Here is a 13,954-nt window from a genome sequence, read left to right as displayed (position 1 = left end):
GGTCGCCCCCGCAGTTCACCGCGGCACCGTGCCGCGTTCACTCCCGGTGGGTCAGAACTGGAGCGCCCAGGAGTCGATCTTGCCGGTGTCGATGTTGGCGTTGTCGTTCACGCGGAGCTTCCACACACCGTTGGCGACCTCCGAAGAGGCGTTGACGGTGAAGGTCTTGATGATGTTGTCCGCGCTGCCGCCGCTGCGGTTGTGCAGGGTGTACACGGAGCCGTCGGGGGCGACCAGGTCGACCTTCAGGTCCCCGATGTACGTGTGCTTGATGTCGACCGAAACGCTCAGCGCCGCCGGGGCGTTGCCGGAGACGCCGCTGACGGTGAGCGGCGACTCGACGGTGGCGTTGTCGTTGATCGCGTAGTCCGCGGTGTTCTCGAAGCGGGTGCCCGGGTTCGGCGGGGTGGTGCCGCCGCCCACGTAGAGCAGGCGGTTCGGGGAGCCGGAACCGGGGCCGGTCACCACGTTCGGGGTGGCCGCGGCCACCAGGGCCGCGGAGACCTGGGCCGGGGTGCTCGAGGGGTTCTGCGAGAGGTGGAGGGCGGCCGCGCCCACGACGTGCGGCGTGGCCATCGAGGTGCCCGAGATGGTGTTGGTGGCGGTGTCGCCGGTGCCCCACGAGGAGGTGATGGAGGAGCCCGGGGCGAAAATGTCCAGGATCGAGCCGTAGTTGGAGTAGCTGGCCTTGGCGTCGGTGCTGGTGGTGGCGCCGACCGTGATGGCTTCGGCGACGCGGGCCGGGGACTTGGTGCTCGCGTCGGTGGACTCGTTGCCCGCGGCGACGCCGTACGTGATGCCGGAGGCTATGGAGTTGCGTACGGCCGTGTCGAGCGCGGAGTCGGCTCCGCCGCCGAGCGACATGTTCGCCACGGCCGGCTTGACGGCGTGCTGGGTCACCCAGTCGATGCCGGCGACGACCTGCTCCGTCGTACCGGAGCCGTTGTTGTCGAGGACGCGGACGCCGACGATCTTGGCCTTCTTGGCGACGCCGTACGAGGTGCCCGCGACGGTGCCGGCGACGTGCGTGCCGTGGCCGTGCCCGTCCTGGGCGGTGTTGTCGTTGTCGACGGCGTCGTAGCCGTAGGAGGCGCGGCCGCCGAACTCGCCGTGGGTGATGCGGACGCCGGTGTCGATGATGTACGCGGTGACGCCCTCGCCGGCCTTGTCCGGGTAGGTGTAGCTGTTGTCGAGCGGGAGCGGGTGCTGGTCGATGCGGTCCAGGCCCCAGGACGGCGGGCTGGGCTGGGTGCCCTGGGCGCCGTCGACGGTGAACGTCCGGTTCTGCACGACGGACTTGACCGCCGGGTCGGCGGCGAGCTTCCTGGCCTGCGCCTCGGAGACCTTGACGGAGTAGCCGTTGAGGGCGGCGCTGTAGGTCCGGCCGATCGTCGCGCCGTAGCGCCGGGCGACGGCCTTGCCGCTGTCGGCGGTGGAGCGGGCGGCCGAGTCCTTCAGGGTCACGATGTAGCTGCCGGCGACCGAGCCGGGCGCACCGGCGTTCTCGATGACGCCCTGGGGGCCGTTGTCGGCCGCGGAGGCGGGTAACGCGGCGGCCGCGCCGAGCGCGAGGGCCACGACGGCGGTCGCGCTCATGCCGGCGAGTTTCCGGCGGGTGTGACGCATCACGGACATACGAGGGGTCCTCCTCATAGGTGGTGCATTGCGGGGGGTGGGGCGGCAGAAAGGACATGGGTTAAGACATGTGCATGACAACCCTTTCGGGGTTTGCCCGGCTGCCGCCTCCGAAAGGTTGACCCACGCGTTCGCCCCACCACAAGAGGCCGGCGAACGCGTAACATCCGTGCCACACAACGGCCATGAATGAGCAAAGGCGCTCTGCACATGACGCACGCACTGCCCGGCTACGTCTGCCCCGAGGACGCCACGCGCGCGGACGCCCGGACGGCGCCCTGGTGCTGCCCGCTCTGCGGTGGACCGTGGGATCTCGACTTCACGCCGGATCCGGCCAGTCCGCTCGAACCGGCCGCCGGACCCAACTCGCTCTGGCGGTTCGGGTCCGTGCTGCCGCTGCCGGGGGCGTTCTCCGTGACGCTGTCGGAGGGGAACACCCCGCTGGTCCCGCTCGGTGAGCGAATTCACGCCAAGCTGGACTTCCTGATGCCGACGCTGTCGTTCAAGGACCGGGGCGCGGTGATGCTCGCGGAGCTGGCCCGGCGGCTGGCCCCGGAGCGGGTGGTCGCGGACAGCAGCGGGAACGCGGGGACGGCCGTGGCCGCGTACTGCGCGCGGGCCGGGCTGACGTGTGAAGTTTTCGTGCCCGAGGGCACGTCGGAGAAGAAGACGGAGCAGATGCGGGCGCACGGGGCGGCGGTCCGCGTCGTGCCGGGCGGCCGGGAGGCGACGGCGGTGGCGGCCCGGGAGGCGGCCGACCTCCCGGGGGTCTTCTACGCGAGCCACGTCTTCAACCCGTACTTCCTGCACGGGACGAAGACGTACGCGTACGAGGTGTGGGAGGAGCTCGGCGGCCGGCTCCCCGAGACCCTCGTCGTCCCCGTCGGCAACGGCACACTGCTGCTGGGGGCGGCGCTGGCGGTGGAGGAGCTGGCCCGGCGCGGGGTGAAACCGCCGGCGCTGATCGCGGTACAGGCGGAGGCGGTGTCCCCGCTGGCCACGGCCTTCGCGGCGGGCGCGGAGGACGCCGGCCCGGTGGAACAGCGGCCCACCCTGGCCGAGGGCATCGCGATCCCGGCCCCGCCGCGGGCCCGGCAGATCCTGGCGGCGGTCCGCAAGTCCGGCGGCACGTTCCTGACGGTCCCGGAGCCGGCCCTGCGCGCGGCCCGGCAGGACCTGGCCCGGCGCGGGCTCTTCGTGGAACCGACGGCGGCGGCCTGCTGGGCGGCAGTGGGCCCGCTCGCCCCCGCGGACCCCCTCCAGGGCCGCACTACGGTCCTCCCCCTCTGCGGAGCAGGCCTGAAGGGGGGCCTGGCGTAGTCCGGCCCCGGCCCCACCCGTTCCGGCCCCCCGCCGGCCGGTCCAGCCCCGCCGGCGTCCGAGGCGCGGGAGGCAGGGGCAGCGCCCCCGGCAACGGCGCCGCGGCCGCCCCGTACACGGCGGGAAATCGCCAGCCGCGGCCCGGCCCGGTCTGCTGAACTGGGCCCATGACCCACATCGTTGATCTCGCCCGCGGCTTCGCCGCACTCCACACCCCCGCCGCGCCGCTGTCCCTGGCCAACGCCTGGGACGTCGTCAGCGCCCGCCTCGTCGAGGCCGCCGGCGCCCCCGCCGTCGCCACCACCAGCGCCGGCGTCGCCTGGTCCCTCGGCGCGCCCGACGGGGACGCCCTGACCCGCGACCGCGCCCTGGACCTCGTCGCCCGCGTGGCCGCGGCCGTCTCCGTCCCGGTGACCGCGGACATCGAGGGCGGCTTCGGCGCCGACCCCGCCGGGGTCGGCGAGACGGTCACCGGGGTGCTCGCCGCCGGCGCGGTGGGCATCAACATCGAGGACGGCACCCGCGACGCCGCCGACCACGCGGAGCGGGTGGCCGCGGCCCGGGCCGCCGCCGACACCGCCGGGGTCCCGCTGTACATCAACGCCCGCATCGACACGTTCCTCTTCGGCCTCGGGGAGGAGGCGAACCGCCTCGACGAGACCCTCGCCCGCGCCGCCGCCTACCTCCGCGCGGGCGCCACCGGCATCTTCGTCCCCGGCGTCACCGACCCGGCGACCGTCACCGAGCTGGTCAAGGGCATCGACGCCCCGCTCAACGTCCTCGTCGGCCCCGGCGCCCCGTCCGTCGCCGAGCTCGGCGCCCTCGGCGTCGCCCGCGTCAGCCTCGGCTCCTCGGTCGCGTCGGCCGCGTACGACGTGGTCCGCCGCGCCGCCGAGGAGCTGATCGCGGGCGGCACGTACACCGCGCTCGACGCCTCCCTCCCGTACGGGGAGCTGAACGCCCTGCTCAAGGGCTGAGACCCAGGAAGCTTGTACGCGCCAATGACCCTAGGATCCCGTCATGCGCACCTCGGAGACCGCTGAGAGCAAGCCGCCGGAATCCACCGCCCGCAGGGTCACCGGCGCGGTCTGGTTCGCGCTCGCCCTCGTCTACGTCCTCTGGGGCTCGACGTACCTCGCCATCCGCGTGGTCGTCCAGACCATGCCGCCCTTCCTGTCCGCCGGCGCCCGGTTCATCGCGGCCGGCCTGCTGCTGCTCGGCCTCGTCGTCTGGCGGTACGGGCCGGCCGCGCTCCGGGCCACCCGGGCCCAGGTCGGTTCGGCGGTCGTGGTCGGCCTGCTGCTGATCCTCGGCGGCAACGGCCTCGTCGTGCTCGCCGAGACCGAGGTGCCCTCCGGCCTGGCCGCGCTGCTCATCGCGGCGGTGCCGATGTGGCTGGTGGTGCTGCGGACCGCCACCGGCGACCGGCCGCCGCTGCGCACGCTGGGCGGCGTACTGCTGGGCTTCGCCGGGCTCGCGGTGCTGACCAGTCCGGGCATCGGCGGTGCGGTGGCGCTCTCCGGGGTGCTGCTGGTGCTGCTGGCGTCGGTGCTCTGGTCGCTGGGCTCGTTCTCCGCGTCGAAGCTGTCGCTGCCGGGCAACCCGTTCACGGGCAGCGCGTACCAGATGCTCGCGGGCGGGGCCGGCGGCATCGTCGTCGGCCTGCTGCGCGGCGAGCACCGGGGGCTGGACTGGGCCGGCTACTCCACCGCCTCGTGGCTGGCGCTGGGCTACCTCGTCGTGTTCGGCTCGCTGGTGGCGTTCACGGCGTACGCATGGCTGCTCCAGTCGGCGCCGCTGTCTCTGGTCGCCACGTACGCGTACGTCAACCCGGTCGTCGCCGTCGCGCTGGGTGCGCTGATCCTCGACGAAGCCCTGACCTGGCCGATCCTGGTCGGCGGTGCGGTCGTCGTCGTGGCGGTGTGCGTGATCGTCAGCACCGAGCGCAGACTGTAGCGGGGGCCGGGCCCGGGCTCAGTCCCGCGCGGCCTGCTCGTACAGCGCCTTGGCCTTCTCGTCGAACAGGGCGGCCGTGGAGTCCACGTCCGTCTCGCCGCCGCTCAGCACCCCGATCAGCCGCCCCGGATGGCCCGGACCGCCCCGGTCGGCGATCCAGGGGCTGCCGCTGGTGCCCGACCAGAAGCCGGCGCAGCCGATGTACAGCATCGCGGGGTCCTCCTGGTCGTGGCTGGTCTGCGTGGTGCAGGAGACGGGCTTGTTCTGCGGATTGCGGTCCGACTCCGGATAGCCGACCACCGTCACCTCGCGCTCGTACCCGGAGGTCCAGTCGGGCTTCGGGGCCTCCTCGGCACCGCCGACCGCCTGCTGGACCGTACGGCCGTCCTCGTCCGGCTCGATGCTGAGGAAGGCGAAGTCGGCGGTGTCCTCGCCCCATCTGGTCCAGCGCTCGTCCACGTGCACCGCGCGGACCTTCCACACCCCCAGGGGCTGGCGGCCCGCGCCCTCCCCCGTGAAGGCGGGGGCGAAGGAGAGGTCGCCGATGGCCCGGCCGTCGGGGGCGACCGCTCCGGGCTCGCCGTCCTCGCCGGCCGGGGCCACACAGTGCGCGGCGGTCGCGACGACCGTGCCCTTGGGGCTGTCGACGACGCTCGCCGTGCACCAGTGCTCCCCGTTCGCCATGAGCACGCCGACGCCGGGGAACGCGTGCACCGCGTTCGCGTCCACGTCCGTCGCCGCGAGGAAGCCGACGGCCAGCGCCGCCGCCACCCCGGCGGCGGCCGCCGCCGACACACCCTTGACGACTACGTTCATCGCACGCCGGGGTCGGGCGTCGGTGCCGACATGACCTTGCTGATCCACTCCAGAGCGCCCTCCCTCATACCGCGGACGTACGACTTCCCGTTGTGCTCACCATCCTGGATCACCTGCAGCCGGGTGTGCACGGGGCCCTTTCCGTACTCCTTCATGAACCTCTCGGCCTTCTCCCGGCCGTTCTCCTTGGTGCCGATCTGGAAGTTGATGTACACGTCCGGACCGCCGTCCTTGATCAGCTTCTCGGCGAGCTTCTCGGGGTTGTTCTCGTCCATGGCCTGCGTGTTCCCCTTCCACAGCGGGGAGTCGGGGACGATGTCGACCCCGCTGGCGATGGCCGCCTTGAAGCGGTCGGGGTACTTCAGGACGTGCTTGAAGGCGCCGAATCCGCCCGCGGAGGAGCCCATGAAGGCCCACCCGTCCCGGGAGGTGAAGGTCCGGAAATTGGCCTTCGTGAAATCCGGGATGTCCTCGGCCATCCAGGTGCCCATCTTGGGCTCGCCGGGGATGTCCGAGGCGTCGAAGTGGTGCTTGGTGTCCGCGTTGTGCACCGGCATGATCAGGATGAAGGGCAGGCTCGTACCCGCCTTCGCCCCGTCGCTGACGGCCTTCTGGAGGCCGAGGCCGGGGCCCGTCCCCCAGTAGTTCGTGGGGTAGCCCCGGCCGCCGGGCAGGGAGATCAGAACCGGGAAGGCGCTCTTGGCGTACCTCGGCTCGTCGTACTCCTTCGGGACCCACACCCACACGTCACCGGTGAACCCGGACTTCGCGCCGGTCAGGGTCGTCCGGCCGATCTGCGTGCCGTCGGGCAGCCGGTGGGTCCGGACGAATTCGGACTTCGGCCCGGTCGGCATGCTCACCCCCTGCCGGATCTCCTCGGCCGCGGCCGACTCCTGCACCTTCCCGAAGGAGACCGGATCCCCTATGTCCGAGAAGAGCCCGTACTTGTACGCCGCCGCACCGCCGCCGGCGGCGAGCGTGAACGCCAGCGCACCGCCGATCAGAAGCCTGCGCAGGCGCTTGGGGCGGCGTCGGCCCGTGGTCAGCGGGCCTTCCTCGGTCATGAGGCCGCCATCACCCTGAAGCTGGTCATGCTGCACGGATTTGTCCCGTTCCTTCTCCGGCGCTCCCGAAGAGCGCGGGTCGGACCGATCGGTCCCCCTTACACCCCTTACAGAGGTGTCAACGATCGGATGGGTTGCCTGGGACCGGCGGGACGTGGCGTCCACCACCCCGGCCCCGGGCTCCGTGCGTACGGCCTGGTCAGCCGGTCGCGGGCTGCGGGCCCTTCAGCACCTTGCTGATCCACTCCAGGGAGCCTTCCTTCATGCCCCGGACGTAGTGCCAGCCGTTGTGCTCGCCGTTCTGGATGTCGCGGATGGTCGTCTTGACGGGGCCCTTGCCGTACTGCTGCTGGAACCTGGCCATCCGCTCCTTCCCGGTCTCCTTGGTGCCGACCTGGAAGTTGATGTAGACCTCGGGGCCGTTGCCGTCGATCAGCTTCTTCGCGAGCTTCTCGGGGTTGTTCGCGTCCATTTCCGCCTGGTGGCCCTTCCAGAGCGGGGAGTCGGGAACGATCTCGCCGCCGCTGGCGATCACGGCCTTGAACCGGTCCGGGTACTGCAGGACGGTCTTCATGCCGACGAAGGCGCCGGAGGAGGAGCCCATGAAGGCCCAGCCGTCGCGGGACTTGTACGTCCGGAAGTTGGCCTTGGCGAACGCCGGGACGTCCTCGGCGATCCAGGTGCCCATCTTGGGCTGGCCGGGGATGTCGGCGCCGTCGTAGTAGTACTTGCTGTCCGGGTTCAGCACCGGCATGACCACGATGAACGGCAGGCTCGTCCCGGCCCGGACGCCTTCGCCGATGGCCTTCTGCAGACCCAGGCTGCGGTCGGACCAGTAGTTGCTCGGGAAGCCGTTGCCGCCGGGGAGCGCGATGAGCACGGGGAAGGCGCTCTTCTCGTACTTCGCCTCGTCGTACTCCTTGGGCGTCCACACCCAGACGTCGCCCTCGAAACCTGACTTCGCGCCCGCGAGGCGGGTCTTCGCGATGATCGTGCCGTCGTCGAGCTTGGCGGTCTGCTTGAAGTCGGACTTCGGGCCGGTCGGCAGGAGTACGTCCGGATCGCCGGTCGGCGTGGGAGGGGCCGACGGCGCGCCCGGGGACGGCTCGACCGCGTCGGGAGCGGCGGACGCAGGGGCCTTGCCGAAGCTCACGGAGTCACCGTCGCCGGAGAACCACTCGAGCTTCCAGGCGGCGAAGCCTCCGGTGCCGAGCAGCAGCACGAAGGCCACGACGGCGGATATCCATATCGCCCGGCGGGAACGCCGGGGCGGGTCTTGGTGCACGAACTTCGCTCCGAACGGTCATGACTGCCCCAGGTCGGGACAGAACGGCTGGGTTCCATGAGTCCTGATGCGCGAATCCCGCGGACAGTTCCAGAACCCGGCAAGAACACGGTCGGAATACGGCTCGCCCGGAACCTCGGCAGCAGAACTCACCTCTGGGCGTCGAGCGCCTCCGCGCACCGCCCCAGCAGGCTGATCAGCTGCTCCCGCTCCTGCGCCGAGAACGCGGTGGCGAGCGCCCGCTCCACCCGTACGGCGCCGGCGTCGGCGAGCTCCATCGCGGCCCGGCCCTCGTCCGTGAGCCGGGTCTCGATCACGTTGCGGTGCCACTCGTGCGGGGTGCGCTCGATGAGCCCGCGCTCCTGGAGGTTCTTCAGCACGGTGTTCATGGTCGGCGGCGTCACCCCGCACAGCCGGGCGAGCCCGGCCGCGGAGATGCCCGGCTTCTCGGCGAGCCAGAGCAGCGCGGCGTACTGCGGAACCGTTACTGCGGCGGGCTTGAGCGCAGCGTTCTTGGCCGCGAGAAGCGCCTGCTCGGCGCGCTTGACGTGCGAGCCGATGCGCTCCTCGGGAGGCATGGAGGTCATTCGTGCATCCTAAGGCCCTTGCAAGCATTAGAGCTCTAACTTATCTTCGTGTTCAATCCATCGGAAGAGGACACACGCTGTGCTGAAGAAGATCCTGCCCGCCACGCTCCTGACCCTGACCACGGCGCTCACCCTGGGCGCGGTCCCGGCCGCGCAGGCTGCCCCGGCCGCCTCCCCGGCTTCCGCCCCGGTCGCCTCCCCGGCCTCCGACGGCCGTGTCTCGACGGCCTTCACGCTGCCCGGCGAGAAGGTCTACCCCGAAGGCATAGCCACCGACCCCCGCAACCACACCGTCTACGTCGGCTCGTACGCGGACGGCACCGTCTACCGGGCCCGCCCCGGGCAGCGCACCGCCGAGGTGTTCCTGCCCGCCGGCACCGACGGCCGCCACACGGCGAACGGCCTGCGCGTCGACGCCCGCGGCCGCCTGTGGGTGACCGACTCCACCTCCGGGGTCTCCGTCTACGACACCGTGTCGCGCAGGCGCCTGGCCCACTTCGAGGTCGCGGGGGCGGGCGGGCTGTTCGTCAACGACCTGGCCATCACCCCGGACGGCACCGCCTACCTGACCGACAGCATCCGCTCGGTGATCTACCGCGTCACCCCGGCCCAGCTGGCGGCCGGCTCGGGCGCGCTGCTCCCCGCGTACGACCTGAGCGGGCACCTCACACCGTCCCCGGCGGGCAGCTTCGCCCTCAACGGGATCGTCTCGGACCCGGCGGGCCGCTTCCTGCTGGCCGTGGACATGACCGCGGGCGACCTCCACCGCATCGACCTGCGCACCGGCGTGATATCCCGCGTCGCCCTCCGGGGCGGCGACCTCACCCACGCCGACGGCCTCGACCTCGCTCCCGACGGCACCCTGCGGGCGGCCCACAACACCACGAACACCCTGACCCGGTGGCGCCTGAGCCCCGACGGCACCCGGGCCCGGCTGATCCGGACGATCACGGACCCGTCGCTGCAGATCCCGACCACGCTGAGCCACACCCCGGGCCGCACGCTCGTGGTCCGCTCCCAGTTCGACAAGGGCGGCCCGATGGGTCCGGGCACGCCGACGTCCTTCACGATCGCCTCGGTCTCCTTCTAACGTCGCTGGGGGGCACCTCCCAGCGGTAGCCGGGGGGAGACTCCGTCCGGCGACCCGGTGGTCCGGCGGCCCGCCAGGGCCTGCGCCGTCAGTGGGCGGCGCCTTCAGCGGGCGGCACCGAGCCGGGCCTGTTCCTCCTCGACGATGCGCCGGGCCAGCGAGGTGTCCGAGACGTCGACCGCCTCGGGCGCCGACTCCGCCACCACGCTGCGCCTGGCGTACGCGTCGAAGAGCCGCGCCTTGCGCTCCAGCACCTCCAGCATCCGCTGGTCCACCCCGTCCGTTGCCAGCAGCCGGTGCACCCGTACGGCACGCACCTGCCCCATCCGGTGCGCGCGGGCCACCGCCTGCTGCTCCATGGTCGGCTTGACCTGCGGCTCGCAGAGGATCACCACGGACGCCGCCTGCAGGTTGATCCCGATGCCGCCCGCCTCGATCTGCGCGAGGAGTACGGCGTGCCCGGCCGCCGCGCCGAACCCGTCGACGAGCCGCTGCCGGCGCTCCGGCGGCACGCTCCCGGAGATCGGCCCGAAGAGGCGGCCACCGCATGCGTGCGACGGTCGGCCGAGCGCGTCCTCGACCGCCCCGAGCACCTCGCGGAAGGAGGAGAACACCACGACCTTCAGCCCGTTGGCGGCCGCGTCCGCCACCAGTTCGCGCAGCCGTTGCAGCTTCGCCGACTTCTCCGGCTTCGCGTACGCGGCCCTGCGCATCGCCATGAAGTTGCCGGCCCGCACCGCCGCCCGGTAGGCCTCCCGGTCGGCGGCGCTCAGCTCCTCCCACTCGTCGGTCCACTGGAGTTCGGGCAGCTCGGCGAGTACGTCGCGCTGGTTGCGCCGCAGGTACGCGGGCGCCACCGCCTTGCGGAACGCCTTGGACCCGGCGACCGTGTCGACGTCCCCGGTCCCGGAGACCGCCTCGGGCTGCAGGAGTCGTACGAGACTGCGGAACTCGGAGACCCGGTTCTCCATGGGGGTGCCCGTCAGGAAGAGGACGTACGTGCAGCGGGCGGCCCAGGCGGCGACGGCCAGGGAGCGCTGCGCGCGCGGGTTCTTGACGTGGTGGGCCTCGTCCACGACGAGCATCCCCAGCTCCCCGGCCGCGGGTTCGGGGAATCCGGTCAGCGCCTGGAACGTCGTCACGGCCACCCCGCCCTCCCCCCGCCAGTCCGCGAAGGCGTCGTGCCGGCCGGGGCCGTGCAGGGCGACCGCGCGCAGGGTGCTGCGCGCCTCGATCTCGCGGGTCCAGTTGATCAGGACGCCGGCCGGGCAGACCACGAGGAAGTGGCGCTGCCCCTGCGCGGCGAGGTGCGCGAGGGCGGCGAGCGCCTGGATCGTCTTGCCCAGCCCCATCTCGTCGCCGAGGATCACCCGCCGCTGGGCGAGGGCGAAGCGGGCGCCGAAGGACTGGTAGCCGCGCAGCGAGACCCTGCGGTGGGTGTCGTCGAGGTCTTGGGTGCGGACCCGTTCGGCCAGCGCCTCGGGCAGGAACCCCTGGGCGGCGGCCGGGCCGGGGCCGCTCCCGGCGCGCTCGGTGAGCTCCGCGAGCAGCCCGTAGTACTCGGCGGAGCGCAGCTCGAAGCCGACCCAGGCGGCCGCCTCGTCGGCTGGGCCGCGCAGCAGGTCGACCGAGGCCTGTCCGAGTAGTACGGGCACCCCGTTCCCGGCGGCCTCCGCGGTCAGCCGGCCGATCTCCCCGACGGCGGCCAGGGCCCGCTCCCGCCGCTCCCGTCCCGCGAACCACATCCGCAGCCGGCCCGCGGCGGGCCCGGCGTCGGCGAGCAGCGGCCCGAGCCCGGCGTCCAGCTGCCGGGCGGCCGCCACGGCCCGGCGGGCTTCGGGCCCGGCCTCGACGAGGAGCTGCAGGGCGGTCACGAGCGCGGTGGTCCGGGGTTCGGGGCGGTCCACGTCGAGCTGCACGGCGACGGTCTCCCCGACGGCCTCGGCGAGCTGCCGGGCGGCGCCGAGCGCCTGGTCGGCGGTCTGCTGCCCGACCCCGGGGATCTGCCGCAGCCGGGGGCGTCCGGCGTCCAGCACCTGCTGCACGGTGTCGAACCCGGCCGCCTCGATGGCGGCGACCCGCAGCCGCCCCTCGGTGACCTGGGCCAGCCGGTCGACGGGGATCCGCTGCAGTTCGAGGCGGGCCAGTTCCGCGTGGATCGGCGCCCAGGCCTCCCGTACGGCTTCGACGGCCCGCCGGTGGTCCGCCAGCAGCGCGCCGGCCGCCGCGTGCAGCCGCTCGCCCGCGTGGATCGCCTCGGCCGCCCTGTGCCGCATGCCCCTCCCCTCGACCGGTCCCGGCTGCGCTGCCGGGTAACGAATGCACGCAACCTACCGCCGTTCGGCGGGGCCCTCAGTAGCCGTTCACGGCGCCGCCCACGGTGATCTCCGTCTTCATCCCGAGGTCCTTGTGCCCGTCGACGGGGCAGTAGAGCTCGTACGTACCGTCCTTGAGGGTGATGTCGAACTTCCCGCTCTGCCCCGGTGCCAGGGTCGGGGAACTCTGCTCCCCGCCCGGTCCCTCGACCTCCAGGGCGTGCTCGTGGTGGCCGGTGTTCTTGACGGTGAACGAGTGGGCCCCGGCCTTGAACGTCTTCTGGGACAGGGTGATGTGGAAGTCGCTGAGCTCCGCCGTGACCTGCGTCGCGGCGGGCGCGGGTGGGGGTGGGGCGGCGGGCGCCGCCGGGCCGTTCCCGGCTCCGCCGGCGCCGCCCCCGCAGGCGGCCGACAGCCCCGCGAGTGCTCCGGCCGCCAGCCCCAGCCCCGCGCGCGCGGTCCGGGTGGTGCGTGTCCTTGTCATGGCAGGGATACGGCCGGCCGGCGCCGGGAGATTGGCGACGGGGCCGCAGGCCGGGGGGAGGAGGACAATGAAGGAGTGCTTCCGCGCGAACCCGAACCAATCCATTCGGGGAGGCCGAACGTATCCCCTGATGTGCAGAGAATGGGCCTCCCGCTCGGACGTGCGCCGGACGAGGCACTGCTGTCGGGCCTGGCGACGGGTGATCCGGAGATCGCCGTCGCGTTCGTCCGCCGCTTCCAGCGCACGGTGTTCGGCGTGGCCGTCGCCGTCGTCGGGGATGCGCAGCTCGCCGAGGACATCGCACAGCTGACGTTCGAGCGGGCGTGGCGGCACGCCCAGGTCTACGACGCGCGCCGCGGTTCGGTACGGACCTGGCTGACGGCGATCGCACACCATCTGGCGATCGACGCGGTCCGGGCCCGCCGGGCCAACCCGGTCGCCCCGGAGGACCTGGACGCCCTCCTCGACATCGTGACGCAGACCCCGGAGCAGCAGGCGCTGGCCGCCGAGACGTCCGCCGGGATACGGACGGCAGTGGCGGCCCTGCCGAGGGAGCAGGCACGCGCCCTGGTGATGGCTGGGATCTACGGGATGACCGCGCAGCAGGTCGCCGAGATGGAGCGGATCCCGCTGGGGACGGCGAAGACGCGGATCCGGACGGCCATGCACAAGCTGCGCAGGACCCTGGGGGCCGAGGAGAGCCGGCGATGAGCGAGATGACCTGCGAGCAGCTGAGGGAGCTCGACGCCGAACTGGCGTTGGACGTCCTTCCGGCCCGGGAGCGCGCCCGTGCGGTCGCCCACCTGGACCGCTGCCCCGGCTGCCGGGTGCACATCGAGCAGCTGGCGCTGGTAGGCGACGGGCTGCTGGGCCTGCTGCCGGGTACGGAGCCCCCGGTCGGCTTCGAGAGCCGCGTCACGGCCGGTCTCCAGCCGGCGCCGCCGTCTCCCCCGAAGCCCGCGCCGGTGCGGCGCCGGCTGCTGCGACCCCGGGTCGCGGCTGCGGCGGCGGCCCTGGTGGTGGCGTGCGGCTTCGCCGGCTGGGCGGCGGGCACGGCGATCGAGCAGGCCTGGCGGCCCGCGACGCCGACGGCCGACGCGAACGCCCAGCTGCTGCAGGCGCCGCTGATGGCGGACGGCGGGGAGGTGGGCCGGGTCTTCGCCCATCCGGGCCAGCAGGGCTGGGTGTACATGTCGGTGGACCTGGAGAGGGCGACGCCGGAGGTCAGCTGCGTGCTCGACAACAAGGACGGCACGACGACCCGCCTCGGCACGTTCTCGCTCCAGGGCGGCTACGGCTACTGGGTCGCGGCGGCCGACGTGAACCCCACGACCCTCGCGGGCGCCAGTCTCCTCACCCCGGACGGCACGCTCCTCGCGAAGGCCAGCTTTGCCTGAGCCAT

The 13,954-nt window shown here is 72.8% G+C and carries 13 protein-coding genes; 6 read left to right on the top strand and 7 right to left on the bottom strand.

What is annotated here, in order from left to right; all coding sequences use genetic code 11:
* Positions 1-51: 51 nt before the first annotated feature.
* Positions 52-1,635, bottom strand: coding sequence for a S8 family peptidase (locus tag IF09_RS0101235; RefSeq protein ID WP_030291054.1), 1,584 nt, complete (start codon positions 1,633-1,635; stop codon positions 52-54).
* A 210-nt stretch (positions 1,636-1,845) separates the two neighbouring features.
* On the opposite strand from IF09_RS0101235, the gene IF09_RS0101230 reads away from it, so the two are divergent.
* The 3 genes from IF09_RS0101230 to IF09_RS0101220 all read left to right on the top strand — a co-directional run bounded on the left by IF09_RS0101230 (position 1,846) and on the right by IF09_RS0101220 (position 4,911).
* Entirely contained in the window at positions 1,846-2,955 is a 1,110-nt protein-coding gene (locus tag IF09_RS0101230) for a threonine synthase (RefSeq protein WP_030291049.1), read from the top strand.
* 167 nt (positions 2,956-3,122) lie between these two features.
* Entirely contained in the window at positions 3,123-3,932 is an 810-nt protein-coding gene (locus IF09_RS0101225) for an isocitrate lyase/PEP mutase family protein (RefSeq protein WP_030291047.1), read from the top strand.
* Positions 3,933-3,975: 43 nt separating this feature from the next.
* Positions 3,976-4,911: an EamA family transporter gene (locus tag IF09_RS0101220; RefSeq protein WP_030291045.1), complete on the top strand. Its 936-nt coding sequence runs from the start codon at positions 3,976-3,978 to the stop codon at positions 4,909-4,911.
* 18 nt (positions 4,912-4,929) lie between these two features.
* Here IF09_RS0101220 and IF09_RS0101215 read toward each other — a convergent pair whose 3' ends face one another.
* From IF09_RS0101215 to IF09_RS0101200, 4 genes are all read right to left on the bottom strand, one after another.
* A complete protein-coding gene (locus IF09_RS0101215; RefSeq protein ID WP_030291043.1) occupies positions 4,930-5,727 on the bottom strand; it encodes a trypsin-like serine peptidase in 798 nt (265 codons plus the stop codon).
* The gene (locus IF09_RS0101210; protein ID WP_234320846.1) at positions 5,724-6,791 is read right to left on the bottom strand and encodes an alpha/beta hydrolase; all 1,068 of its coding nucleotides are present in this window, start codon (positions 6,789-6,791) and stop codon (positions 5,724-5,726) included. Before IF09_RS0101210 ends, IF09_RS0101215 begins: the two co-directional genes overlap by 4 nt.
* Before the next feature lie 199 nt (positions 6,792-6,990).
* Positions 6,991-8,076 (bottom strand): alpha/beta hydrolase, encoded by a 1,086-nt coding sequence (locus tag IF09_RS0101205; RefSeq protein WP_051831989.1) that lies wholly within the window; start codon positions 8,074-8,076, stop codon positions 6,991-6,993.
* A 149-nt stretch (positions 8,077-8,225) separates the two neighbouring features.
* Positions 8,226-8,663, bottom strand: coding sequence for a MarR family winged helix-turn-helix transcriptional regulator (locus IF09_RS0101200; RefSeq protein WP_030291039.1), 438 nt, complete (start codon positions 8,661-8,663; stop codon positions 8,226-8,228).
* A gap of 79 nt (positions 8,664-8,742) precedes the next feature.
* On the opposite strand from IF09_RS0101200, the gene IF09_RS0101195 reads away from it, so the two are divergent.
* A complete protein-coding gene (locus tag IF09_RS0101195) occupies positions 8,743-9,753 on the top strand; it encodes an SMP-30/gluconolactonase/LRE family protein (RefSeq protein ID WP_037633609.1) in 1,011 nt (336 codons plus the stop codon).
* Between the two features lie 104 nt (positions 9,754-9,857).
* On the opposite strand, the gene IF09_RS0101190 is transcribed toward IF09_RS0101195, so the two are convergent.
* Positions 9,858-12,029 carry a DEAD/DEAH box helicase gene (locus IF09_RS0101190; protein ID WP_030291036.1) on the bottom strand — a complete coding sequence of 724 codons (2,172 nt, stop codon included), beginning with the start codon at positions 12,027-12,029 and terminating at the stop codon, positions 9,858-9,860.
* Positions 12,030-12,105: 76 nt separating this feature from the next.
* Positions 12,106-12,552, bottom strand: a complete 447-nt coding sequence (locus IF09_RS0101185; RefSeq protein ID WP_030291034.1) for a copper-binding protein — start codon at positions 12,550-12,552, stop codon at positions 12,106-12,108.
* A gap of 141 nt (positions 12,553-12,693) precedes the next feature.
* Here IF09_RS0101185 and IF09_RS0101180 point away from each other — a divergent pair, with 141 nt between their 5' ends.
* Complete coding sequence (locus IF09_RS0101180; RefSeq protein ID WP_030291032.1) at positions 12,694-13,263, top strand: RNA polymerase sigma factor; 570 nt, start codon at positions 12,694-12,696, stop codon at positions 13,261-13,263.
* Positions 13,260-13,949 (top strand): zf-HC2 domain-containing protein, encoded by a 690-nt coding sequence (locus tag IF09_RS0101175; RefSeq protein ID WP_030291030.1) that lies wholly within the window; start codon positions 13,260-13,262, stop codon positions 13,947-13,949. Before IF09_RS0101180 ends, IF09_RS0101175 begins: the two co-directional genes overlap by 4 nt.
* Positions 13,950-13,954: the final 5 nt, after the last annotated feature.

The organism is Streptomyces katrae (assembly GCF_000717655.1).
Taxonomy (GTDB): domain Bacteria; phylum Actinomycetota; class Actinomycetes; order Streptomycetales; family Streptomycetaceae; genus Streptomyces; species Streptomyces katrae_B.
This window is presented reverse-complemented; position numbering and strand designations above follow the sequence as displayed.